The organism is Macrococcus lamae (assembly GCF_004359545.1).
GTDB lineage: Bacteria > Bacillota > Bacilli > Staphylococcales > Staphylococcaceae > Macrococcus > Macrococcus lamae.
This window is the reverse complement of record NZ_SCWB01000002.1, coordinates 1-25,107: the sequence shown is the minus strand read 5'-3', so window position 1 is coordinate 25,107 and position 25,107 is coordinate 1. Positions and strand designations below refer to the sequence as shown.

26 protein-coding genes are annotated in these 25,107 nt (G+C 38.3%); 10 read left to right on the top strand and 16 right to left on the bottom strand.

From position 1 onward, the window contains the following. The first annotated feature begins 2 nt into the window (after positions 1 to 2). Entirely contained in the window at positions 3 to 2,114 is a 2,112-nt protein-coding gene (mprF, locus tag ERX29_RS01640; protein ID WP_341777599.1) for a bifunctional lysylphosphatidylglycerol flippase/synthetase MprF, read from the top strand. A 9-nt stretch (positions 2,115 to 2,123) separates the two neighbouring features. Here mprF and ERX29_RS01635 read toward each other — a convergent pair whose 3' ends face one another. The 4 genes from ERX29_RS01635 to ERX29_RS01620 all read right to left on the bottom strand — a co-directional run bounded on the left by ERX29_RS01635 (position 2,124) and on the right by ERX29_RS01620 (position 5,731). Continuing rightward, complete coding sequence (locus ERX29_RS01635) at positions 2,124 to 2,900, bottom strand: cytochrome c oxidase assembly protein (protein ID WP_243719935.1); 777 nt, start codon at positions 2,898 to 2,900, stop codon at positions 2,124 to 2,126. A gap of 12 nt (positions 2,901 to 2,912) precedes the next feature. Continuing rightward, the gene (locus ERX29_RS01630) at positions 2,913 to 3,386 is read right to left on the bottom strand and encodes a DUF2243 domain-containing protein (protein ID WP_133442946.1); all 474 of its coding nucleotides are present in this window, start codon (positions 3,384 to 3,386) and stop codon (positions 2,913 to 2,915) included. Between the two features lie 42 nt (positions 3,387 to 3,428). Next, positions 3,429 to 5,039, bottom strand: coding sequence for a M20/M25/M40 family metallo-hydrolase (locus ERX29_RS01625; protein WP_133442945.1), 1,611 nt, complete (start codon positions 5,037 to 5,039; stop codon positions 3,429 to 3,431). A 95-nt stretch (positions 5,040 to 5,134) separates the two neighbouring features. Next, entirely contained in the window at positions 5,135 to 5,731 is a 597-nt protein-coding gene (locus ERX29_RS01620) for a YdeI/OmpD-associated family protein (protein WP_133442944.1), read from the bottom strand. Between the two features lie 157 nt (positions 5,732 to 5,888). On the opposite strand from ERX29_RS01620, the gene ERX29_RS01615 reads away from it, so the two are divergent. Continuing rightward, positions 5,889 to 6,227, top strand: coding sequence for a PH domain-containing protein (locus ERX29_RS01615; protein ID WP_133442943.1), 339 nt, complete (start codon positions 5,889 to 5,891; stop codon positions 6,225 to 6,227). A 110-nt stretch (positions 6,228 to 6,337) separates the two neighbouring features. Here ERX29_RS01615 and ERX29_RS01610 read toward each other — a convergent pair whose 3' ends face one another. Next, positions 6,338 to 7,669, bottom strand: a complete 1,332-nt coding sequence (locus ERX29_RS01610) for an MBL fold metallo-hydrolase (RefSeq protein WP_133442942.1) — start codon at positions 7,667 to 7,669, stop codon at positions 6,338 to 6,340. A 24-nt stretch (positions 7,670 to 7,693) separates the two neighbouring features. Next, a complete protein-coding gene (locus tag ERX29_RS01605; RefSeq protein WP_133442941.1) occupies positions 7,694 to 8,740 on the bottom strand; it encodes a DsrE/DsrF/DrsH-like family protein in 1,047 nt (348 codons plus the stop codon). A 146-nt stretch (positions 8,741 to 8,886) separates the two neighbouring features. Between ERX29_RS01605 and ERX29_RS01600 the strand changes: the two genes are divergently transcribed. From ERX29_RS01600 to ERX29_RS01590, 3 genes are read left to right on the top strand one after another with little or no spacing between them, the layout of a single operon-like run. Then, a complete protein-coding gene (locus ERX29_RS01600; protein ID WP_133443099.1) occupies positions 8,887 to 9,147 on the top strand; it encodes a metal-sensitive transcriptional regulator in 261 nt (86 codons plus the stop codon). A gap of 39 nt (positions 9,148 to 9,186) precedes the next feature. Further along, positions 9,187 to 9,957 (top strand): sulfite exporter TauE/SafE family protein, encoded by a 771-nt coding sequence (locus ERX29_RS01595; protein ID WP_133442940.1) that lies wholly within the window; start codon positions 9,187 to 9,189, stop codon positions 9,955 to 9,957. A gap of 60 nt (positions 9,958 to 10,017) precedes the next feature. Continuing rightward, the gene (locus ERX29_RS01590) at positions 10,018 to 10,509 is read left to right on the top strand and encodes a CHAP domain-containing protein (RefSeq protein ID WP_133442939.1); all 492 of its coding nucleotides are present in this window, start codon (positions 10,018 to 10,020) and stop codon (positions 10,507 to 10,509) included. Positions 10,510 to 10,572: 63 nt separating this feature from the next. Here the strand turns inward: ERX29_RS01590 and ERX29_RS01585 are convergent, their stop codons facing one another. Continuing rightward, the gene (locus tag ERX29_RS01585; protein ID WP_133442938.1) at positions 10,573 to 11,823 is read right to left on the bottom strand and encodes an aminoacyltransferase; all 1,251 of its coding nucleotides are present in this window, start codon (positions 11,821 to 11,823) and stop codon (positions 10,573 to 10,575) included. Positions 11,824 to 12,017: 194 nt separating this feature from the next. Here ERX29_RS01585 and ERX29_RS01580 point away from each other — a divergent pair, with 194 nt between their 5' ends. Then, positions 12,018 to 12,494, top strand: coding sequence for a GNAT family N-acetyltransferase (locus ERX29_RS01580; protein ID WP_133442937.1), 477 nt, complete (start codon positions 12,018 to 12,020; stop codon positions 12,492 to 12,494). Between the two features lie 31 nt (positions 12,495 to 12,525). Here the strand turns inward: ERX29_RS01580 and ERX29_RS01575 are convergent, their stop codons facing one another. The 8 genes from ERX29_RS01575 to ERX29_RS01540 form a co-directional block, all read right to left on the bottom strand. Further along, on the bottom strand, positions 12,526 to 13,905 hold the full coding sequence (locus ERX29_RS01575; RefSeq protein WP_133442936.1) for an amino acid permease: 1,380 nt from the start codon (positions 13,903 to 13,905) through the stop codon (positions 12,526 to 12,528). Between the two features lie 211 nt (positions 13,906 to 14,116). Further along, a complete protein-coding gene (locus ERX29_RS01570) occupies positions 14,117 to 15,664 on the bottom strand; it encodes a solute symporter family protein (protein WP_133442935.1) in 1,548 nt (515 codons plus the stop codon). Beyond that, positions 15,661 to 15,969, bottom strand: a complete 309-nt coding sequence (locus ERX29_RS01565) for a DUF485 domain-containing protein (protein ID WP_133442934.1) — start codon at positions 15,967 to 15,969, stop codon at positions 15,661 to 15,663. The genes ERX29_RS01570 and ERX29_RS01565 overlap by 4 nt, the downstream gene beginning before the upstream one ends. Before the next feature lie 133 nt (positions 15,970 to 16,102). Continuing rightward, on the bottom strand, positions 16,103 to 16,810 hold the full coding sequence (locus ERX29_RS01560) for a DNA alkylation repair protein (RefSeq protein WP_133442933.1): 708 nt from the start codon (positions 16,808 to 16,810) through the stop codon (positions 16,103 to 16,105). Positions 16,811 to 16,825: 15 nt separating this feature from the next. After that, positions 16,826 to 17,602 carry a prephenate dehydratase gene (locus tag ERX29_RS01555; RefSeq protein WP_165981026.1) on the bottom strand — a complete coding sequence of 259 codons (777 nt, stop codon included), beginning with the start codon at positions 17,600 to 17,602 and terminating at the stop codon, positions 16,826 to 16,828. A gap of 94 nt (positions 17,603 to 17,696) precedes the next feature. Beyond that, complete coding sequence (locus ERX29_RS01550; protein ID WP_133442931.1) at positions 17,697 to 19,265, bottom strand: alanine/glycine:cation symporter family protein; 1,569 nt, start codon at positions 19,263 to 19,265, stop codon at positions 17,697 to 17,699. Positions 19,266 to 19,606: 341 nt separating this feature from the next. After that, the gene (locus ERX29_RS01545) at positions 19,607 to 20,422 is read right to left on the bottom strand and encodes an NmrA/HSCARG family protein (protein WP_133442930.1); all 816 of its coding nucleotides are present in this window, start codon (positions 20,420 to 20,422) and stop codon (positions 19,607 to 19,609) included. Between the two features lie 13 nt (positions 20,423 to 20,435). Then, positions 20,436 to 20,720: a DUF2316 family protein gene (locus ERX29_RS01540; RefSeq protein ID WP_133442929.1), complete on the bottom strand. Its 285-nt coding sequence runs from the start codon at positions 20,718 to 20,720 to the stop codon at positions 20,436 to 20,438. A gap of 95 nt (positions 20,721 to 20,815) precedes the next feature. On the opposite strand from ERX29_RS01540, the gene ERX29_RS01535 reads away from it, so the two are divergent. The 4 genes from ERX29_RS01535 (at position 20,816) to ERX29_RS01520 (ending at position 24,524) form a co-directional block, all read left to right on the top strand. Further along, positions 20,816 to 21,352 (top strand): TetR/AcrR family transcriptional regulator, encoded by a 537-nt coding sequence (locus ERX29_RS01535; RefSeq protein ID WP_133442928.1) that lies wholly within the window; start codon positions 20,816 to 20,818, stop codon positions 21,350 to 21,352. A 24-nt stretch (positions 21,353 to 21,376) separates the two neighbouring features. After that, complete coding sequence (locus ERX29_RS01530) at positions 21,377 to 22,078, top strand: SDR family NAD(P)-dependent oxidoreductase (RefSeq protein ID WP_133442927.1); 702 nt, start codon at positions 21,377 to 21,379, stop codon at positions 22,076 to 22,078. Positions 22,079 to 22,114: 36 nt separating this feature from the next. Beyond that, positions 22,115 to 22,948: an alpha/beta fold hydrolase gene (locus tag ERX29_RS01525; RefSeq protein WP_133442926.1), complete on the top strand. Its 834-nt coding sequence runs from the start codon at positions 22,115 to 22,117 to the stop codon at positions 22,946 to 22,948. 220 nt (positions 22,949 to 23,168) lie between these two features. Then, entirely contained in the window at positions 23,169 to 24,524 is a 1,356-nt protein-coding gene (locus tag ERX29_RS01520; RefSeq protein WP_133442925.1) for an alanine/glycine:cation symporter family protein, read from the top strand. 132 nt (positions 24,525 to 24,656) lie between these two features. Here the strand turns inward: ERX29_RS01520 and ERX29_RS01515 are convergent. Next, positions 24,657 to 25,107 (bottom strand): transposase (locus ERX29_RS01515; protein WP_207999144.1); only part of this gene is annotated, 451 nt, incomplete at its 5' end.

Below are 25,107 nucleotides of genomic sequence, written 5' to 3'. Positions count from 1 at the left end.
GCCTGCTGTGTCTGTTTATTATACTCGGCTTTGTCGACATCTCATCTTTAATTCATCGAACGAACCGGAGTCAATATGTCATTTATGCCGCCAGTCTTTATGTACTCATTTATTTAATCATCTCGGTGATGAAACCTGCTATACCAGATAAGCGTTTGATCGGTCTGCAGTTTGCTGCTATCTCTGCGCTCGACTGGCTAAGTGTCATCACGTTATTTTATGTCATTCTGCAAGAATTGCATGTAACCATCAGTTTTACTGCATTAATGGGCATCTTTGTTCTTGCTGCTCTATCGGGTATTGTCAGCATGATTCCCGGAGGCTTCGGGGCTTTTGATCTTGTGATGCTAATAAGTCTTAAATCTTACGGCATTCCTGAAGATCAAGCATTACTTGCCTTGTTACTTTATAGAGCTGTTTATTATTTCTTTCCGTTTCTGGTAGCTCTTATGTTGTCCATAATCGTCTATAAAGAGCCTGCGAAATCTTATCTAGAAGATAATAAACTCATTAGTTCTGCAGCTGAAACGACATTTTTCTTTAAAGCACTGCAAAAAGAGATGCCTTATCAAATGCAGGATATCCTGCTCTCATTTTTTTGTATCATTACAAGCGTCATTTACTATTTCAATCATTTTCTCATTGTCTATGATGCTATATATACGAATGCTTATACGTATCATTCTATTATTATCGTCTTTCATATCACTGCAAGCCTCGTACTGCTCATCTGTTCAAATGGAGTGATGCATAGTACAAGACGCGGTATATTGATGAGTATTTTTTCGACGTTGATACTGATTGGAACCACTGCCCTATCTTACGGAACCATCATTTCATATACTTGGCTCGCGTTATTGACGCTAATGCTGGGATTCAAGTACAGCCATTCCAAATATATTAAACGGAGTATTACCCCAATGGCTGTCATTATAAGCCTCGGAGTGATCGCATCGATACTTTTGGTTAATCAGTGGCTGACTGTTAACCTGCTTGATCTATACAGTTCAAAAGTAAATAACTTTGATCAGACATTACTGAGTGCGCTGAGTTGGTTTGCTATACTGCTCTATTTGCTTGCCGGGAGCCTCATAACTTGTTATTACGAAAAAAAATATAACTGTACATTGGCGAGTGCTGTTGACCCGGAAAACATTCAGTCCATCATCTCACAATATGGGGGAAACTATGTCAGCCACCTCGCATTCAGCGGAGATAAATTATTTTTTGTTAATGAAAGTGAAAGTGCCTTTCTGATGTATCGTAAAACTTTGAATGCCTGCATTGTGCTCGGAGACCCTATTGGTGATAGAGAATCATTCAGAGCACTGCTTAACGATTTTTATGATCAGGCGACGTTTCTTGGTCATGATATTGTCTTCTACCAGGTACAGCAGCAGTATATTTCATTATTCCATGAATACGGTAACACATTTTTTAAATTGGGAGAAGAAGCGCTGATTGATTTATCAACCTTTACATTGAGCGGTAAGAAACAGCGGGCATTTCGAGCGACTATGAATAAAGCAGAAAAAGAAGGTTATACATTCCATATCATCGAATCACCGTTATCTGAAGACTTATATTTACAGTTACAGCATGTTAGTGACAAGTGGCTCGGTGATAAAGAAGAAATGAGTTTTTCAGTGGGTTCCTTTACACATGATTATCTTAATCAAGCACCTGTCGCTGTTATATCGAATGATAAAGGGATCGCAGGATTCTGCTCATTGATGCCAACCTATTATCAGCAGACATTATCTGTGGATTTAATACGATGGAATCCAGAGGTTGAGATGCCGATGATGGATGTTTTATATTTAAATATGCTGCAGTACGCTCAGCAGGAGGGGTATTCCTACTTCAATATGGGCATGGCGACATTATCGAATGTCGGCCGAAACAAACATGCATTTTTCAGAGAAAAAATAGCAGGGAACGTCTTTGAGCATTTCAATCATCGTTATAGCTTTCAAGGTTTAAGAAAATACAAAGAAAAATATAATCCTTTATGGCAGAGCCGCTATCTTGCTTACCGTAAATATACATCTCTTACATGGAACCTCATACGCGTCAGTCTAACCATTAATAAAACCTTGAAAAAAGAGCATTGAGCTCATTTTTCAAGGTTTTATTATATTTCTGGGTCTTACCGCTTTATACCAGTCGAGACATAGCAGAAAAATCAGCATGTAATCAATAACACCACCGCCATAGTACATGACTTGTGCACCGATTTCCGCATCAAACCGGTCTACACCTGCCGGCGGATATGGATACAGTGACTTGGATAGAATTTGATGAATACCAAGTGCCAGTATCAGCACAATAGCCCGATATCTGAAACTATAGCGATGTGAAATCGGATCGATATAAATGATTGCTGCTGTAAACAAATAGCCAGCTAAAAATACATGAAAATGTATCAGCAGATAAATCAGCAGTGATTCATGCATCATCTGGTAAAGAGGTGTGCGGTATAAGAGCCACAATCCCCCAACATTCAGCACTGCAGCCGTGACAGGATGAGTGATTATTCTAAAATAGCTAGTCGATAATAATTTTGTGACTTGCCTTGCATGGTGTACTTTTAAACTTCGGAGCAGTAATGTCATAGGTGCAGCTAACAATAACAATAACGGTGACAGCATGCCAAGCATCAGATGTCCATACATGTGAAGAACAAAGCTTTGATGCATATGCTCAGCAAGCGGACCAACAACAACACACGCTGCTATAATGATACCGGCCACCCATAGCACCGCTCTGTAAATCGGCCACTTTCGTAATCGAGACTGCTGATTTGAACGCATCATCAGATGAAGATAGCAAATAATTAATGCGCCTGCAGCCGATAAAATCAACAGTGAAACAGGTAACGGCATCATACTATGATTCATTGAATGATGCATTTACTTACCTTGCTTCAGCGCACTTCTTGATAATAAAAATCCAGTAATAATCAGCAGCACGGCGATTATCAACCAGATGATATCGTAGACAATCAGATTGTCGACATATCTGATCTGATGAATCCCAAACAACTTATGATTGACTGTTCCATCAAACAGCTGAAATGTTCCCATTCCCATGAGCATATGACTAATCCAGAATTTCCAGTCCATCAGATGACGGCGTCTGAAATCAGCCAGCAGGAATAAACCAAAAATCATGGCGAAGCCGGCCATTGAGTTTAAAAATCCGTCTGATACAAGTCCAATGTCAGGTGTTGATTTATCATAGAAATGATGCCAGTGCAAGAGTTGATGAAATACCGTTTCATCGAGAAAAGCGACAAGGCCGAATCCAAAGAGAAACCCCGACCATCGACTCTGCTTTGTATAGGCAGACGACAACGGCTCACTGTAAAATTCACTCAAAGTTATCCCTCCCGTCTTTTTATACGAGACTCTTACCCTAATACCCAGTTATTGAACCTTCACAAGAAAGTGTTCTTTAATCAATGTTTCAAGCAATACTGGTAATTCTTCAAATGCATTTTTCTTATTGATACGCTCTGTTACTTTATGCGCGTCCTTGCCTATTGGTCCACAGTTGAAGACAGGAGCATTATTGTCACGAATATCGGCAAATGGAATATGATATGTCTCTTTAAATGACGGAGTATTATTCTCGTAAATTGCATCACTCGTGCTATCAGCATCATACTTTGCGTAACTTAAATCGCTGATACCATTGAAGTAATGCAGACGCTTACTTTCGCGTTTAAATTCTCTCATAGAAGTGTCATTAACAGTAGCAACTAATGATTCAATCAGCGGCTCAAATGAAGAATTGACAGCCGGATAATACGGTGGTGCAAAGAATGTGACAACAGCTGGCGTAATCGATTTGCACAAGGTCATCAAGTGGTCAACGACATGGATATTCTGAAGATATAGTTCTGGATAAGCAGTAAGCACACTGTTTATTTCCTCTTCTATACGCGCTTTACCGAATTGATTAACTGCTTCTTTCACGAATTCCTCGTATGTCAGCACAGGAATTTCAACGAGATAATCGACTTCTTCTGCTGTCATAATCTGATTGTAATGTTCTTCGCAGTTCTTAACTGCATCAGCCACAATAGTATTAAAAGTTGTAAACACATCAGCAGCTGTCTGTTTAAATAAAAAGACATTGAACAGTGCTGCTGAACGGAATGGTGTCTGAACGTCATAATAATCCTTCAGATCTTTATTCATCAGTGATACAGGAAGTGGTGTTACTTCATCTTCAAAGTATTCCTTGAACTGCATATTGAATTCCATGGCCTGGTTGATGTAACTCAACATAAAGTTCGAACTAATGCCGCTCATCGGAGTTCCAACATGCGTTTCTCTGCCGTAACATAATACAGCAGGCATAATTTTACCGATGGATCCAGAATAGACATAATGGGCAGGATCAGTCGACCGCTGCTGGAAGGTTGGCTCACTGTTCAAATGCAGTTCGATTTCCAATTCTTCAGCCTGACGAAGTTGATTCAGACAAGTCATCGCCGTACGCATGCCTAGTGAGTTCACTTCTTCGTCAGGTACTGTCAGAAGAATGAGATTGACATCCCATGACTCTATAATAGCTTTTTCAATGATTGATAGATGCAGCATTAATCCAGGTTTCATATCCATAGAGCCACGACCAAAATAATACTCACTGCTGTTCAAATCTTCTATTGCAGATTGATCTAAATAAGAAGCATCTTTACTGAACGCCTCAGTCACAGCATCCATGTCAAAAGCAATCTCCTGGTAATCACTGAAATCTTCAATACCAACTGTATCGTAATGGCTAATCAGTATAATCGTCTTCTTTGATATGGGTGCTTTGTAATAACCGAGTAAAGAATTTCTGCCATCTCCTGTCGGTGAAAGAATGATTTGGTTGTTGTTCTGCTTGAAGTAATCAAGCTGAAGCAGCAAATCTTTCACTAAATGCGGAAATGATTTTTCTCCTTCTGAACGTGTAATACTATGATGCTTTACTAACTGTTTAAGCAAAGCTTCTCTATCTGCTGGTTTCTGCCATAAATATTCCACTGGTAATACCTCCTAGTAATAATAATGTAAAGGTTTTCATACTATTATTATCACAGCGCCGTCAACATCTCAATAAGAATAATAAATGGATGCTTTTATCTGTCATTTAATCCTTTACCTTCTAAGATTTTAGAAGTATACTTTTCGAGCCTCGCTGTTCTAGTGGAAGATTGCTTTGCCTGAGAAATATTCATGATATAAGCACGTTGACGACCAGGAGTTAGTTGATAAAATGCTTCCTCAAGTTCAGCATCTTCTTTAAATTTAACAGTCATTTCTTCGGGTAATTCATAGCTTTCATGTGGTTTCATTTCAATTTTTCGGCCACTCTTTTCGATTTCAATGGCATTCATTATATACGTTTTAATCGTCTCTCTGTGGTCAGTAACATCTGAAGTAGTTGTAAAGCGAAGTTGTCTGGCAGCCTGCACATTTTCAGTCTGTTGAATAAGAATCTTTTCAGAATCATCCATCAATACGCCTTTATGGAACAATAGTGCCGCGTAGTCCTTAAACCCATGAATCAGTACTACATTTTTACCGTTCAAAGTATAGCATGGATGCATCCATTTAAAGTCCTCATTAAGTTCTGTCTCTTTAATAATACTACGCAGCTCGTTGTATAACGCTTTCCACTGGCTTTCCTTATTAAAGAACTTGTCAATTTTGATATGATTGTCGTTTTCAGTCATCGTTTCTCTCCAATAGTTATTTTTTACACATTATAATCAGCTTAAAGTGTAGTCCGTTAATTTTCAAGTTGATAATGATGATATTTCATAACTCGCTCAATTCTTTTAAACAGCGATTAAATACTGTAAAATAAAGGTATTATAAGGAGGCGGTTTAATGTCAGTAGAAACGTCAACAAGTTTGAGGCCCGATGAACAGATCATTTTCAAAACTGAAGGGGCTATGCAGTATGGAGATGATTTATATACGTCTTATCCAGGATTCATTACTTTGACGAATCAACGGATATTCTGGTCAGCAGTCGGATTATTGAAAGGCAAAGAAGTCGAAAATTCATTTGAGTTAAACGATATTAAAACTGTCAAATTTGGTTCTATGATTATCAACCATCGACTCGTCATCTATTTAAAGAACGGCGACAGTCATCTAATCAATCAAATTGATAAAAAAGCTGGAAGAGAATTTGTGAATAAGGTGAATCAATTACTATTGTAAATAGACTAGAATATAAAAAAACTTTCTTCAAAGTCCTTTCACACGGAAGCTTCCGGTCGGAATCGCCGTGTGAGAGTTTCGAAGAAAGCTTTTTTCTTTTAATCTCTTTATTAACGAATTGCACTATATCCGTCTTTTATATTGATCACATGGTCATAACCTTGTTTTTTCAATACGCTTATTGCAATAGCACTTCTAACGCCTGACTGGCAATGAACATAAATTGTCTGATCTTTCTCATAAGGAACTGTTTCATTTAAGAGTTTCCCGTAATGAAGATGTGCTGCTTCATCAAAATGTGAATCATTCCATTCCTGATCGGTTCTGACATCTAGAATATTAATCTTCTTATCAAGCGATTTAAACACTTCTGGCTCGATCTGTTCGTATCTTTTTCCTCTTATTTTATTTGTTGGCATATACCCTGATACACGATCAAAACCGATTAATTTAAGTTCTGCTGCTGCCTTTTGTACTTCTTCATAATCACCTATAAACTGCAGTTCCATATCATAATCCAAATACCAACCGACGAATCCGATAAATTTTTTATTGTAAGGTATATTTATTCCATTACTCATATTCTCAGAAAATAGTTCTTTTTGTCTGAGGTCAATCGTTAATGCTAATGAATTTAGTTTTGAAATAGGAGCAATTATATCATTGTTATAGAGATTAACACCATCACGGTTAATGTGTTTCATTTCTTTAAAATAGTAAGGTGGCTCAGGTTGCTCACTTATCAATGCATCAATAAATTGATCTTCATCATTATATTGAAACGCCCAGTTGTTCTCTTTTTCGTAACCAAGTGTTGACATTGGAACAGCACCAAGCGATTTTCCACATGCACTTCCTGCACCATGTCCTGGCCAAATTTGTAGATAATCCGGCAAATTTTTTATTTTACCAATAGATGCAAACATTTGTTTTGCCCCAAGTGCTGTTGTATTTTTCATTCCTGCGGCTGTTTCCAGTAAATCGGGACGCCCGACGTCACCGACAAACATGAAGTCTCCAGTAAATAAACCCATTGGTGCTTTTGAATGATGATCTGTCAGCAGAAAACTGATGCTTTCAGGTGTATGGCCAGGCGTATGAATGACTTCCAGTTTAACATTTCCGATTTTTATTACATAGCCATCTGTTAAAGTTACTGCTTGGTCTGGTAATTGCTTGTACTTCCAGTCATCGCCACCATGCCCCGAAACAAAAGCTTGAGCATTTAATATTACAGCTGCTTCTCTTAAACCTGAAGCAAAATCGGCATGAATATGTGTCTCAGTTACATAGTTAATTGACAAGTTCTCTTTTTCTGCTGCTTCTATATAAGGTGTCAAATCTCTAAGCGGATCAATAAGGATAGCCTCACCCGTTTTTTGACATCCCACTAAATAAGACATTTGTGCTAAAGGTTGATTAAAAAATGATTTAAAATACATAATATCCCTCCTGATTCTTTATTTTTATATAAATAAATTTAAGTTGGCACGTTCTGTGTCGCCCAGATAAGTAGCTACTCCACCATATGAAACGTCGTCAATCAACTCTTCTTTTGTCACTGACATAATATCCATGCTCATCGTGCATGCGACCATTTTTACACCCATAGACTGTGCTTTCGCAATCATAATTTCCAGTGAGTCTACTTTCTTTTCATTCATAACGTAACGAATCATACGGGATCCTATACCACCCATGTTCATTTTAGAAATAGGCAGCTTTCCGGCATGTTTCGGCATCATATATGAAAAAACTTTATCAAGACCTTTTTTATTTGTTTTCACATCTTGTTTTTTTATGACATTTAGCCCCCAGAAAGTGAAGAACATGGTTACTTCTTTCCCATAGGAAGCAGCACCAGTCGCAATGATAAATGATGCGAGTGCTTTGTCTAAGTCTCCACTGAATACAACCATTGTGGCCCCATCTTTAGTCTCAACGAGCTTTGGCTGATTAATATTTCCTTTTTCAATTACTGCCTTCACCTTATTATTCTCTATCTCATTACTGATTACACGATTTCCAGTAGCTGTAGCCCATGCTTCAATGTCTGAGCAGAAACCTGTATCAGTGACATGAATCTCAAGCTGCTCGCCGTCTTGCATATCATCGATATTTTCTTTGACTTTTAAAATAGGACCTGGGCATTGCATGCCACTTGCTTCAATAAACTTCCTATTGTCTTTAATGGTCCGATTACTATTTATAACGAGCGGCTCTGAAGAATGATATGATTTGTAACCCCCTTCGAGATTTACAACATTGTACCCATGATTTTGCAGCAGTTCTGCTGCCTTTGCACCTCGTTTACCTACTTGACAGTAAACTGCTATAGGTTCATTTTTATCAATCTGAGCTAATTCATTTTCTAGATTTCCAAGAGGGATATTCTTTGCGCCTTTAATAGCACCTAATTCAACTTCAAAAGGTTCGCGTACATCAATCAGCTGTCCTTTAAATTTATCTATTTCATTGCAGTTAATCCGTTTTATGGTTTTATTGTCTTTCATTTTTTCCTCCTTCAATATACCTATAGGGGTATATTATTATAGTTATAATGATTTGTCAAATACCCCTCACGGTATTTTTATTGACTATAATACCTCCGTGGGTATATATTGAATATACAAAACCAATGAAAGAAGGAAAGAATACGATGAAATACGATAAAAATGCGATCAATCGGATTAAACGCTTGCAGGGTCAATTAAATGGAATTCTTAAAATGATGGAAGACGGTAAAGACTGTCGGGACGTTGTCACTCAGCTAAGTGCCTCACGCAGCAGCGTTGAACGTTTAATTGGACTGATTGTCAGTGAGAATTTATCAGAGTGTGTCAGAGAGAATGTCAAAAATAATGAGTCAACAGATGAACTTGTGAAAGATGCAGTCAATTTGTTGATTAAAAGCAGGTAGCAGTATGAAAATGAAAGAAATGATCGGGCGGAACTTGTAATGATAGTGACAGTTATTCTATTATTATCAATTATTGGAGCAATAGGAGCATTTCTATCAGGACTTGTCGGGATTGGCGGCGCTATTATCATTTATCCAATGATAATTTTTATACCTCCACTGTTCGGAATAGATACGATTTCTGCTCATACGGCTTCCGGACTCACAGCAGCGCAAGTTTTTTTCAGTACGATGAGCGGGAGTTTCAGTCAGCGAAAAAGTTCTGACTTAAATCGTTCTATCATCATTCCGATGGGATCAGGTATTTTACTCGGAAGTCTGTTAGGTGCTTATAGCGGCTCGCTCTTTGATGAAGTTGTTATCAACAGCGTTTATACATGCTTAGCAGTACTCGCTGTAGTACTTATGTTCTGGAAAGTTAAACCAGAAGATACAAACTATCAGCATAACTCTATACTATTATTTATTGTTGCCTTACTGATTGGTTATGTCTCTGGCATTGTAGGTGCGGGAGGTGCATTTATTTTAGTGCCTGTGCTGTTAGCTGTTTTTAAAGCGCCTTTTAGAACAGTAGTAACAAGTAGCATTGTAATCGCCTTTATCTCATCGTCAGGAACCTTTCTGATGAAGTCAATAACAGGAGAAGTAGATTTTATCATGATGCTCCCACTCATTATTTCAAGTCTGCTCTTCGCTCCAATAGGAACCCGAGTCTCGAAGAAAACGAACCCGCAAATCCTCCGATACATTCTAGCAGCACTTATTGCATCCGCATCCATTAAAATGTTGATGGAAATAATAATCAAATAACTATGCAACTTAGAGCATATTTGTATACTTAATAGTAGGAATAACATTGGAGTGATATCAATGAAAAAAATAATCACTGTTTTATTTGTGATAACTTTAAGTGTTTTAGGAGCGATGCTGATTGATAAAGAACGTGTCATTAAACCGTTTGACCAGATTAAACATATTGTTAAACCAGATCCGATGGTTGTGAATACGTATGATGACGGTCAATGTACGTACTATGTCTTTGAACAGGTGAAGAAACAGGGTAATAAAATAGAACGCAGCTGGTGGGATGCTAAATACTGGGCAGATCGCGCGAAAGAAGACGGCTACACAGTCAATCATACACCGAAACCAGGTTCAATCATGCAGTCATCACGTGGGTCTCTTGGACATGTATCATTTATCGAGAAAATAAACAGTGATGGCTCCTTTGTAGTCTCTGAAATGAACTACAGTAAGCCTTACGAAGTTACAGAGCGAACAATTCATCCAGTCAATACTAAACGCTACCTCTATATTCACCCGAAAGTAAACCCTTATGCTGAAAAATTAAATGCAGCATAGATAAAAGCCCTGGATATTTTTTAATTAGATATTGTCCAGGGCTTTTAATATATGAAATTCAATTTAATGATTTCTTCTTTTATTCAACATCTGGTAAACCTTATATTGAATAGGTTTAATCGGTTTAATAAAATCTCCGACTAGCTCTTCTACTATTCCATTGAATCCCTTTTTAAATAAAATAACACCTCTATCTTCCGCCTTTTCACTAAAATCACCAGAAATACCGTAAAAGTTATAGCGTGGTATGTTATGATCAACCGCAAACTGAATCATTTCCCATTGTATACGATAAGAACCCATAAATCGGTTGAATTCAGGATTAGAACCACTTGATAAATATATTACTTCATGCCTGTTATAGACAAATACTGCAGCAGCCAGGTTAAGTTCAGAACCATGCTGTTCTTTCAGTTCACCTGCTTCTTTTATTTTCTTTTTCGTACTCGTTACATTCACTTCAGCATCATTGAGCTTATTATGCTGTTTTTTTGAGTTCGGATGATGAGCAATATTCTGATTAAGTTTTTTGACTTCATCCTGGTACTTTTGTAGCCCAGCGGTAAGGTTTTCAATATAATCATCCAGATTAATATAAGCAAGCTTAATCATGCTATTATCTTTGTACATCTCCTGGAATGATCTGAAGTAAGCTTCGTCTCTGAATGTAAATCCATGTTTATCTTCAGCCATGTGAAATAATTCGTAGAAAATCCCTAACTCATCTTTAGCCAAGTTTCGTACTTTCACATCCATCTCATCAGTCATTCTGATGTTACGTCTCGCTGTATAGTCCATCGCTGCCAGCAGTTCTTCTTTGGAGCGGTTTCTGACATTCAACACTGATTGAAAGCGGACTTGGCTCTGTGCTGAATACCCAGTAGTGAAGCCTTGATGGTTATAACCTAGTCTCTTCATTGTGATGAACAATTCACTGTCATCAAATTCCTCCAGTACTTCACCATTATGATTCCGAAGAGTAGATAAAACAAATGGATCAACTAGCACAAATACACAGTTCGGCTTCTTCAAATAATTTGTTAAGTTCTGAAAAAAGAATTTTACTAATTCTTTATCTCTATAGTCCATTACTGGACCTCTATGTGTATAGCAGTATTTATAAATTTTAAGAATCTGAGCTTCTGTGAGTAGACATGCTGCCATCATTTTTCCTGTTTCGTTTTTTACACCTAATAGATGGACACCACCAGTGGCTGCACGGTAGTCATAGTGTTCACGGGACTGAGTATATTGAGAAAAGTGTTCATTTACAAATACATCGTATTCATCACGCCTGAGTCGGACAAATTCCATTCTCATCACCTCATTATATATTTGGTATAACATACCCTTTTCTTTAGGGTAAAGTCCAGTAACTATATAATGAATAATTGGTCTAAAAGAATAAAATTTCAGCATGATATGCTATAATTTCTTTAATTATTAAATAGCTAGTACTTACCATTCTTAATAATAAATCATTATTACCCGGGAAAAGAGGGAGAACTATGATCATTAGACCGATTGAAGCAGAAGATAATGAGGCAATTAAACGTTTGATTAAAACATCTTTAGAAGACTTGGAATTGAATATTCCTGGAACTGCTTATTTTGACTCTAGTCTGAACGACCTTTATTCAAGTTATCATAGCCAGCAAAATGCTGAATACTGGGTAGCTGTCGATGATGAAACAATTGTTGGTGGTATTGGTATAGCACCGTTTGATGAGACGACTCATACGTGCGAACTTCAGAAGTTGTATGTGGCTGAATCTGCTCAAGGTCAAGGCATCAGCAGACTGCTGATGGATGCTGCGCTTGAATTTGCCAGTCATTATTACAAGTATTGTTACCTCGAAACAACAGACACGCTGGACGTTGCTTGTAAGCTTTATTATAAGTATGGATTTAAGCTGCTCGAGCAACCACTTAACACTACTGAGCATACAGCGATGAATCAGTGGTTTCTGAAGAAACTCCATTAAAAAAAGACTGAGAAATTTCTCAGTCTTTTTGTTATCTCACTTTTTCTGTTTTGTGATAGCCCTTAATAAAGAAATATGCTGCGACTATTCCAAGGAAAATGAATCCAATAATAACGGATACACGAGTGTCATTATTAATCAGCATACCGATCAATACCATGACAAGGAACGCAATTGTTAAATAGTTGGTAACAGGTGCACCAGGCATTTTGAACGGATGATTTTTCACTTGTTCAGGGTGTTTCTTTCTGAACTGGATATGGCTGATTAAGATCATGAACCACGGAATCATGCCAGGCAGGATAGATGCACTATAGACATAGACGAATATATTGGCTGATCCTTCAATGAACATCGGCAGTACAACATTTAAGATCACACCGACAAAGATACCGATAGAAATCGCAAGTACTGCATAGACCGGCACACCGTTCTTCATTACTTTTGAGAAGATGCGTGGCATTTTCCCTTCCTGCGATAATGTATAGACCATACGACTTGAACTGAAGATACCCGAATTACAGCCTGACATTGCTGCAGTAATCACAACAAAGTTAATAATTGCGGCTGCGGCTGTAATCCCTACTTTAGCAAATGTAGCTACAAAAGGACTGCCGACAGTTCCTAACTCATCCCAAGGATAGACAGTGACAATTACAAATATTGCTCCGATATAGAAAATAAGAATACGCCATACGATACTGTTAACAGCTTTTGTAATATTTTTCTGCGGATCTTTTGTTTCTCCCGCTGTAATCCCGATTAATTCAACCCCCTGGTATGCACCAACTACAAGGGATAATGCAAAGAAGAGACCTGTCCAGCCGTTCGGCATAAAGCCCCCATGCTTAGTTAAATTATCAAATCCGATTGCATGTCCACCATTTCCTAGTCCAAAGAAAATTAAACCGAAACCTGCAATAATCATCAATATAATAGTAATGACTTTAATCATAGCAAACCAGAATTCAAACTCACCAAATGCTTTTACAGAAATCATGTTTGCTGCAGCGAGTGTGACAATTACGATGACTCCAGGAATCCAAGTCGGTAATTCCGGCCACCAGAACTGCATATACTGACCGACTGCGATGACTTCGCTCATTCCTACCACTACCCACTGGAATATATTACTCCAGGCAGTCATGTAACCCGCGACAGGATGAATATAGTCACTTGCATAATTTGCAAAAGACCCAGTGGTCGGATAAAGGTATACTAATTCACCCATTGCACGCATAATAAAAAATAAAAACAGACCTGCGATAAGATATGCGAAGATTGCAGACGGTCCTGCCCATTTAATCGTACTTGAAGCACCCATAAATAATCCGACCCCAATTGTTCCACCGAGAGCGATCATCTGAACTTGACGTGAACTGAGACCTCTATGTAATTGATTATCTTCCATCTAATTATTTCCTTCTTTCTTTAATTGATCATCTTTACTGTTCAATACCACTTCTCTATTATACATAAAATTTACAAAAATGAAACAAATACTTGAAAGCGTTTACGCTTTAAGGCAATAAAAGATAAAAAAATTTTTTATATGGCTAAGTGAAGTAAAAAGGATCTCTTTGATAGTTTCAAAGAGATCCCTTATTTCAGTTAACATTTTATTAGTGCGTGACATCAGAAGTAGAAATACCGGTAATAGATTTTACCTGCACTTCTTCAAATTTCTTCTCAGATTCCCGCTTGCCCAGGAACGTTCCTAGAAACCCTGCAAGAAAACCAGCAGGTACTGAGATAATAGCTGGATTTGCCAGCGGGAAGATAGGGTTTGCTGTAATAAATGCAGTCCCGGCCGGATTCATAACATTCGGACTTAAGATTACAAGAATAAGAGAAGTCAGTAATCCGACTACAATCGCTGCAATAGCGCCTTGTGTATTAAATCGTTTCCAGAATATTGTATAGACAATAACTGGTAGATTAGCACTGGCTGCGACGCAAAAAGCAAGTGATACAAGAAAGGCAACGTTCAAGTTCTGTGCGAATAACGCAAGCACGATAGATAATGCTGCAACTGCAACAGAAGCAATCTTTGCAGCCCTCATCTGTTCCTGGTCACTGATGTTTCCTTTTTTAATGACTTGACCGTAAATGTCATGCGCAAATGCTGACGCACCTGATAATACGAGTCCGGCGACAACTGCCAGAATCGTTGCGAAAGCAACTGCGGACACAAATGACATTAACAAGTCACCGCCAAGTTTTTCAGCAAGCAGCGGTGCCGCCATATTACCAGCTGGATTGGCTGCGATGATTTCTTCCCTTGATAACAGGCTTGCTGCACCGAATCCAAGGAAGATTGTCAGGATATAGAAGATACCGATAATCCATGTTGCCCACATAACAGATGAGCGGGCAGTCTTCGCATCTTTAACTGTAAAGAAGCGCATTAAAATATGCGGCAATCCCGCTGTACCGAATAATAAAGCGATGATCAATGAAATATTATCCAGCGGTGATTTCCCTTGAGAACCCGGGTTAATAAAATCACTCTTCAATTCAGGAGATTTAATATCATTCATAGCGCCGAACATATTTGAAATACTAAAATTAAAATGTTTCAGCACAAGGAACGAAATAATAACTGTACCAATCATCAGAAGAAACGCTTTGACCATCTGTACCCAGCTGGTCGCTGTCATTCCACCGAACAATACATAAATCGTCATCATAATACCGACTAAAATAACTGCCAGTGTATAAGGAATATCAAATAACAGCTGAATGAGAGCACCAGCACCGACGAGCTGTGCCAGCATGTAGAAAATAACGATAGTAATAGAGGAAACAGCAGCAGTTGCTCTTACTTTCTTCAATTCAAAGCGCGCCGCAATCATATCAGCAAGCGTATATTTTCCAAGGTTACGTAATGGTTCAGCAACGATATATAGTACAACGAGGTATGCTGTCAGATAACCGATGCTATAGAAGAAACCATCGAATCCCCAGAGTGCGATTGCCCCGGCAATACCTAAGAAACTCGCTGCTGACAAATAGTCTCCTGCAATTGCCAGTCCATTCTGCCAGCCGGTCAGCCCACCACCTGCTGTATAGAAATCTTTAGCCGAGTTCGTTCGTTTTGATGCAAAGTATGTAATTAATAACGTCAAACTGACAAAAAATAAAAACATTAAGACGACTGTCGTATTCATTGATTATGGCCTCCTTTGTACTTAACTATAATCTTCTCAGAGGCCATATCGAAACTCCGTGCTTTATTCATGTATACAGTAACAAGTGTCCACACCATAATAAATAGCAGTAACGCATAGATCCAAGCCCAGGAAATATTCCAGAAGGCGATATGATTTAAGAACGTGGTGTACCCTGTTAAAATCGGAAATAATAAAGTCGCAATGATGAAGAAAATAGTAATAGGAAAAATAAAACGATTACGCTTCGCTTTTAATTCTTTAAATTCATTATCATGTGCAATTCTGTCATAGTCATAATTCATTAGCCCATCCCCCTAATATGTAAAATAATGAATATAGACTCAGTTTATTCATTTGTCAGAATATTGTCAATATTATTTTGATAACGTTTTCATTTATTGAGTCAACTATATTTCTCAAGTCGCTAATTTGACTTCAGCATCTGACATATCTTCGCTTAAAGCCATGCTGTCCTCTATCATCTGCTTTTTTAATAGTTTCAGAAGGATTCAGCATTCCTGGTTTTTTATCTCTACGTTCAATTTTTATAATTCCTATCTCATCTGCTGTAGTAATCGCTTTTTCACGCATTGGTTCATATGAAATAGCAACTGTAGAAACAAAGTTACTCATGGAAGATTTCGCTCTGTCAGGCGATGTATTTATTAAACTTTCCGCCTTGTCCAGTAACTTTGAAATCTTTTTCTCATCAAAGTGCTCATTCTTTAAATGTCCAAGCATCCAGCAATATGCACTCCACCCTGCTGACATTTTCAATTCATCACCAGATTCAATCCATTCGTCCGCAACCTCCTGACCAATAGGAGATTCAGATAATGTCACAGCTACTACAAAATCTGAAATCATATAAAAGTAAGCCTCATCGATCCAGCGGTTAAAGTCTGATTTAGTCATTGCTTTTGGATCAGCAATGACACCTGCAAAATACATAGCGTCATAATTTCCGGTTGCGTATAATTCTTCTGCGAGCGGCTGATTGATTTTAATTTCTCGTTTCAATGGTTTCATCGCACCTGTTGCGACACCATATAACGGTTCATGAGCCCCGTTCGATAAATATCTTTTCTTCATGCGTTCATTGCCGAGTGCTTCTAATTTTTCCATAACTACATTCAAGTTCATCTTATTCACCTTTCTTTAAAATGCGCCGATTGTTCTTACAGAAATCTGCATCGCATCAAATATTTTTAACACTTGTTTATAATCCTGAGAAGTTATATCGATACGACATTGAATCAAAAAGTGGTAGTATCCGAATTGCTGCTTAGTCGGTCTCGATTCAATCCATGATAAATTAATGTTATATAAATTAAAGACATTCAGTATATTAGCGAGAAGTCCGGGCTTATCAACTTGTGGTGTCAGCAGCAATAGTACCTGATTCGTCGGATGAATACTTTTTTGATGCGACAACACTAAGAATCGTGTCTGATTAAACGGGTAATCTTCAACATGACTTTTTACAACTGAAAAATCTGTCGTACTTTGATGGGGAATGATGGCGACTGTTTCCCCATCAATATAATTTAAACTATCAAGTGATGAATCCGCATGTTTCACATTCAGCTGATGTTCTGTTATAAAATGCTTTGTCTGACTGATAATCGGGGCAATTGATACGACAGATGAAATATTATTCATCGACTCAGTTAACCCTACTACATCAAATGCGACATCTAAGTAAACTTCACTGATAACATGCAGTTGATTTTCAATCAGTTCATCGGCAATTAAATTGATAGTCCCTTCGATGGCATTTTCAATCGGTACAATAGCCTGACTGGTTGTATTCTGATTGACCTGATCCACCACATCATACAGTGACTGACACGGAATAAGCTCTGCTTCGGATTGATATTTCATTGCCGCCTGATAACTGAACGTTCCTTTCGGTCCTAAATAATAAAGTATCATATTCATTCATCCTTTTTTCCAAAATAAAAACGTCTGCAATTGATTTAACCATACCCTCATACATGAGAGTTGTCCAATCAACTGCAGACGACTGTTATTTCTCTAAACCTTCCTGTCTTAACCGTTCAGGGTAATCTTCCAGCCAGAACTTCGCATTCGGTAATTCCGCTGGATCTGGACGATAGACCGCATTTCTTCCTGAACCAAGTGCTTTTTTCTGTGCTTCATAATCTTTGAGTGCTTTAAGTGCCGGTTTATGAAGAATCCAGATGGCAATAACATTCAGCCATGCCATTAAACCTACCCCTAAGTCACCGAGGTTCCAGGCAAGTTCAGCTGTTTTAACAGCTCCATATACTGTTGCTGCAATCAATAACGTACGAGCAATATTGAATCCAATGTTTGTAGCTTTCTTACTCTGCCCGCGCATTAAATAAGATACATTGGTTTCTGCTATATATGAATATGCGAGAATCGTCGTAAAGGCGAAGAAGAATAATGCAATAGCAACGAAGTATGAACCGAAACCAGAGAAGCTAGGGTCAAATTTATAGCCATCGCCCTGGAATGCTTTATCTACCCCGGCCTGGACGTACATGGCAGTACCAGAATAATCCTTTGTACCGTCAGCTGACTCGACATAAATGCCCCCATCCTTAATTAAATGTGGAGCACCGCTACTATCTGTTGTTCCGTCTGTCGTATTATATGTGCCTGCAAGTAATATAATCAATGCTGTTGCTGTACATACAAATAATGTATCAACATAAACAGAGAATGCTTGGACTAAGCCTTGTTTTGCTGGATGTGATACTTCTGCTGCAGCTGCTGCGTGAGGACCAGTACCTTGACCTGCTTCATTAGAATAAAGACCACGTTTAACACCAATTTCAATCATAGCCCCGAAAATACCGCCGAATGCCGCTTCCATATTGAACGCCGATTTGAAGATTAAAGCGAACAATCCAGGCACTTTATCGATATTCATCACAAGAATGATGAGCGCCATTAAAATATAGAGAATTGCCATGAAAGGCACTACTGCTGTTGCAACGTTTGCAATCCATCTAACGCCACCGAAGATAATAATTGCTAATACGACAGCAAGAATAATTGCAATAATCCAGCTGTTGACTCCAAAGGCATTTTTCATCGAGTTAGCAATTGCATTAGCTTGAACACCTGGTAATAAAAGACTTGTAGATAATATAGTGACTACTGCAAAGACTAGCCCGTAAATTTTTCCGAATTTACCTTTAATACCGTCTTCAATATAGTATGCAGGACCTCCACGATATTCGCCTTTTTCCTGTCGTTTATATATCTGACCTAATGTCGATTCGATAAATGCAGAGCTGGCACCTAAAAATGCCGTCGCCCACATCCAGAATACGGCACCGGGGCCACCGATAAAGATAGCAGTGGAAACACCGACAATGTTACCAGTACCTACACGACCTGCAAGTGATAAAGCAATTGCCTGAAAACTTGAGATCCCAGCAGGTGATTTTTCCCCTTGAAACATCAACCTTATCATTTCACCGATATGTCTGACTTGGAAAAACCTCATCATTAAAGAAAAAAGTATACCTGTAAGCAATAATCCATAAACTAACGGCTTACTCCAGACTAAATCCAACAGCCAGCTTACTAAACCTTCCATTTATTTCATCCCCTTTTTGTTTAAAGCAATAGTGTATATAGTATTGTTTTATATTATATATATACAATATCTTTTTAACAATACAATATTTCAATTATTCAGAATATTAATAAATTATATTCATCCATACATAAAAAATCTACTAATGCTCGATGGCAACTTCTTTCGTAAACCCGAATCAAATGTCGGAAATCTAACTTTATTAGTTTTATATAATTTATAGAGTATATTTTTATGCATCATATGCACAATTAAAATAATTTTAAGAGTAAATCATTGATGACAAAAAAACACTTAATCTGAGTTACAGACTAAATGCTCAATAAATAAGCGATATTTTTTTAAAGGCAATTATCTTCAAACTCTGCTGTCAGCCATTTTTCGAGCGTCAGACGATTCTGTATTAATAAATCCATCTGATTAAAATCTATGATATATCCTTTTTCTTCTAACCAGGCTCTTTCAGCTGTGGCACTGTTAAATGATCCTTCAATAACAGCTGCTCTATCGAACACACTGCTAAAGGTTTCAACTACTTCCTTCAAGGTCAGTTCATCAGCTGCAATTTCAAGAACTTGTTCATTATATTGAATAGGATTATTGAATACTTCCGCTACGACGCCTGCAATATCTATTGATGAAATCATTGAAAACTTAACATCAGGATTAATAAATTCTGGAATTTTAATCGTATTACCAGTGACATCCACAATTCGTTTAAAGTTATCCATAAAGAATGATGGCTGGATGATTGTATGATTTAATCCCGAAGACTTCAGTACATTCTCAATTTCAGCAAGTGCTGCAAAGTGAGGACTAGCCCGGTTTCGATTGACGCCTCCAGCGGTACTACATACGAAGTGTTGAACAGCTTGCTCTTTTGCTGCCTGAATAATCATTTTTCCTTGTCTCACTTCTTCTTCAACATCTTCAAGTATCGGCTGCAGGCTGTACACTCCGTCCTGTTTCGCCATTGCTTGCAACAAGTCATTATAACTGCTTAACTGTCCTTCGTATATTTCAAGAGCAGCGTGATCAATCTTTATCTTTTTCCTGTCACGAGTAAACGCGCGCACATGAAAACCCTCTTCCACCAGCTGTTTAACAACAGCACTGCCTTGTTTCCCTGTTGAACCGATTACTAATATTTTGTTGATTTTTAACCCCTCCTCATTTTAAAAACCAGTAATCTTCTTTCTGTCCTTTAAGATATGAATAGTCTGCAGGTATCTCGCCTTGAGCGATGATTTCCGCATTAATAACATCTCTAGTATCCCACACAAGATGAATAAACATCATAAGGTCCCCGTAGGATTCCATATTAAGTACATGCTCTAATTCCGGAACTTGAATGTTCATACGCTCCGCCAGCTGTTCTTTTGATAGTCCTGACTTCAGAAAATTTTCTTTCATTTCAATACTCGTTACTTGCAGTTGTTTTTTATTTAAAGACATGGTCATCACCTATCATTTGAGTTTTATAAAATTCTCATATATAATAAACGGATAGTTATCCACTTGTCAAATTTAAATAAAGAAAGGAGATAGATTTGAGAAAAGATGCATTAGAAAACCGACGTAAAATTGAAGAAAAGGCGGTGAAGCTATTTAACACATATGGCGTTGAGTCGGTGAGCATGAATCGTATTTCCCAGGAATTAAATATCGGCATGGGGACCCTTTATCGTAACTTTTCTGATAAAGCAGCTCTGTGCTATCAGCTGATAGAAAATGATTTCGTTCTGCTTTTCGAACAGTTTGATGTTGTTCAGCAGAATCGTCAAATATCGGGAAATGACAAACGGATTTTCTATATTGATCATTTTCTGGAGTTCAAGGAAAAACATATCGAAATGTTAAACTGCATTGAGCAGCAGGAACAAAAAAGTGATTTTCGCAGTTCAGAAATGTATCAGAAACTTCATCATTATTTCTGTAATCTTTATGATGCGACTGATGAGCTGCGTGTCTTTAAGGCCGATATGCTGTTAAACGCTATGACTACACACAGTTATCATTACCAGAAAGAACAGCGCAGACTTTCAAATGAAACTTTTAGAATGTATTTAATCACTTTATTTTCATAACTAATAGAAATGAGGCAGTGAACCATGAGAATTGCATTGATTACAGGTGGTAATAAAGGTTTAGGGTTTGAAACAGCAAAAGAGCTAATCAGTCAAGGATATAAAGTATATATCGGCTCTCGCAGTTCGGAACGTGGTCAGGAAGCAGCAGCGGAACTTGGATGTAGTTGTGTCCAGCTGGATGTGACTGATGAACAATCAGTTCAACAGGCAGCACAATTCATTCAAGAAAAAGAAGGCAGACTTGATATTCTGATCAATAACGCCGGAATTTCAGGCGGATTCACAACAACTCGTGATATGACAATGGATATTGTCAAAGAAGTCTATAATACTAATGTATTCGGTATTGTCAGAATGATGACTTCCTTCGTTCCTTTACTCGAACAGTCAGAACAGCCGGTTGTTGTGAATGTCAGCAGTGGTCTCGGTTCTTTCGGTATGGTGACCAATCCTGAAACGATGGAATCTAAAGTCAATTCACTGGCTTACTGCTCTTCAAAATCTGCCGTGTCTATGCTGACGCTCCAATATGCGAAAGGATTGCCTGACATGAAGATTAACGCAGCAGATCCAGGAGCAACAAACACTGATCTAGTCGGCGATGCAAGCAACAATGCAAAACCTGCGTCTGAAGGTGTTATTCCTATCGTCAGACTGGCAACGATTGATGCTAATGGTCCGACCGGAACATTTGAAGATGGAAACGGCATCATACCTTGGTAAGTAAAGATAGTAATTAACTGATAGGAGGAATAGACAATGCCATCATTACCATTAGAAGGTACAAATTTGAACTACCATAAAATCGGAACAGGTCCTGTTCTTATATTAATTCCAGGAGCAAACGGTACAGGTGATATTTTTCTTCCGTTCGCCAAGGAACTGAGCAATAACTTCACTGTAGTCGCAGTAGACCGCCGTGGATACGGGGAAAGTGTTTTAACATCACCACTTCCATCTTCAGCTGCTGATCCACATGATTCATACCGCGTCAAACGCGATGCTGCAGATATCGCCGCACTGGCGAATGAATTAAGTGATGAACCTGTTTATGTGCTCGGAACGAGCTCAGGCGCTATTGTTGCAATGCATGTTTTAAAAGATTATCCGAATATCGTTAAAAAGATCGCTTTTCATGAACCGCCAATCAATACGTTCCTACCTGATAAGCAATACCGGCAGGACAAAAATGACGAAATCGTTAATATCGCTTTAACAGACAGTCTTCCTGCCGCGATGAAAGTATTCGGCGAGACGCTTCATATCGCTCCCATTGATGCGAAAATGATGGGCGCTCCCGCTGCTACTCCTGAAGAAAATGAGAAACGTTACGCTTCGATGATGGATTGGGTGCAATATGAAATTGTTCAATATACAACCTCTGATATCACAGTTGAAGATTTGAAGAACTATAAAGAGCGCATCACCTTGCTCAACGGCACTGACTCAAGAGGATCGTTCCCGCAAGAGGTCAACTTCTATTTAGAAAAAGAAGCTGGTTTGAAATTGGTTGATATTCCTGGAGGTCATTTAGGCTATGCTCAAAAACCAGAAGGATTTGCTGACGTCATAAAAAAAATATGGGAATCATAAAAAACTGAGACTTATTTCACAATAGAAATAAGTCTCAGTTTTTTTGATGCGAGTTTCTGCTCTTGTGCTGTTGTACTCTTTTATACTTTGCTATTCCTAATTTTCAAGCAATCATTTAACTATCGTTTACTGATTTTACAAAATATTATTTTTGTTGTTTGAATTGAAGAATTGAATGAAGTAGTCTATAAGTAAAGTATTAAATAAAAGGGGGACTATCATGGATAAAATTGTGAGTTTCACTAACTGGTTATGGGGATATCCGTTGATTACTTTATTAGCACTTTCCAGTTTGTATTTAACAATTTATTTAAGATTTATTCAATTCAGGCATTTCTTTTACATACTTAAACAGACATTCGGTAGCTTCAACAAAACACCAAAGGGCGAAGGGACCATTACTCCAAGGCAGGCTCTGGCCTCTGCATTATCCGCTACAGTCGGAGCCGCAAACATTGTCGGCGTGCCGACAGCTATTATGATGGGTGGTCCTGGAGCCGTCTTCTGGATGATGGTCATTGCGTTTCTCGGCATGGCACTGAAATTTGCAGAAAATACATTAGGACTTCATTACCGGGAGAAAAATGCACGCGGTGAATTTGTCGGTGGTCCAACGTATTATATGAAAAAAGGATTCAAAAATAAGAAAATCGGCAGTATATTTGCTTTTACCTTTGCTTTTGCTCTAATGGTAGAAATTGTACCAAGTGTGATGGTACAAGGTCACTCAGCGTCAACAGCAGTGGAGGATACATTTAATATTAATGCGGGTATCATCGGCATTATCCTTGCGATTGCTACAGCGCTTGTCGTATTTGGTGGTGTTAAACGGATTGCATCCTTCACTGAATTACTTGTCCCTGTTATGGTAGGACTTTATCTCATTATGGGGTTTTTAATAATCATTATGAATATTCAGCACCTACCAAGCGTTATTGCACTTGTTGTTGAAAGTGCCTTTAATCCACAGGCTGCACTGGGTGGTACATTTGGAGCAGCACTTGCAACCTCCGTACGCTGGGGCTTTGCACGAGGTATTTATTCTAACGAAGCAGGACTCGGTACATCACCTATTGCTCACGCAGCTGCAAAAACCGATCATCCCGTTCGCCAAGCTTTCTGGGGAATCAGTGAAATTATTGTTGATACATTAATTATTTGCAGTACTACGGCATTTGTTGTGCTTGTATCAGACGTCTGGAAAGACAGTGATGCAAAAGAACAATCCGCTGCATTAACATCCCGGGCATTTGAAGATGCCTTTGGTTCACTTGGAAGTATGGTCGTATCTATTTCTATGGTATTCTTTGTTTTCTCAACACTCATTGTCATCGTATTTTATGGTTCACGGATGGCAGAGTTCTTATTTGGAATGACTGCAGGGACCATTGCTAAAGTGATTTATATCATTTCTATTGCAGCTGGCGCATTTGGAATTGGAACACAGCTGTGGAACTTGCTCGATCTTGCACTGGCATTCATATTAATTCCAAATATTATTGCTATTCTTATTTTATCACCACAAGTGAAACAGTTGATGAAAGAGTTCTTTAAAGATTATAGACCATTGGATTAATTAAAAAGACCGCAATTTCTGACGAGTGTCACTGTGAAGTGAAACTATAAAATAAGACCTTAAATTAGAGATACAAAAGCTTGAGACACTCAAATCTATGTCTCAAGGGGTGTGTCAAGTTAAGTGTGTAAGTTACTCCATATACTTAACCACTCTGTCCTTAATCTGTTCATGAAGAAGAAGCTGGTTCATGACTAATGACCAGTTGGGAATAAAGCCTGCGGACCATTTCTTTTCAAGTTCCTTGGTTCTGATGAACAAGAGTTTCAGGAGGGCATTCTCGTTAGGGAATGCTCCTTTTTTAGTTACCTTACGGTAACTTGAATGGATACTCTCAACTGCGTTTGTGGTGTACATGATCTTACGTATACCGCTGCCATAGTCAAAAAGCTGTTCGACATGTGAAAAGTGTCTCACCCAGACATCCACTGCACCAGGATAATGAGACCACTGCTGCTTAAATGATTCAAATGCCGTCAGGCAGGACTTGATAGAAGGAGCACCATAGACTTTCTTCAGGGATGCGGTAAAGGCCTTATAATCCTTACTCGGCACATACTTGATGGCGTTTCTAATCAGATGC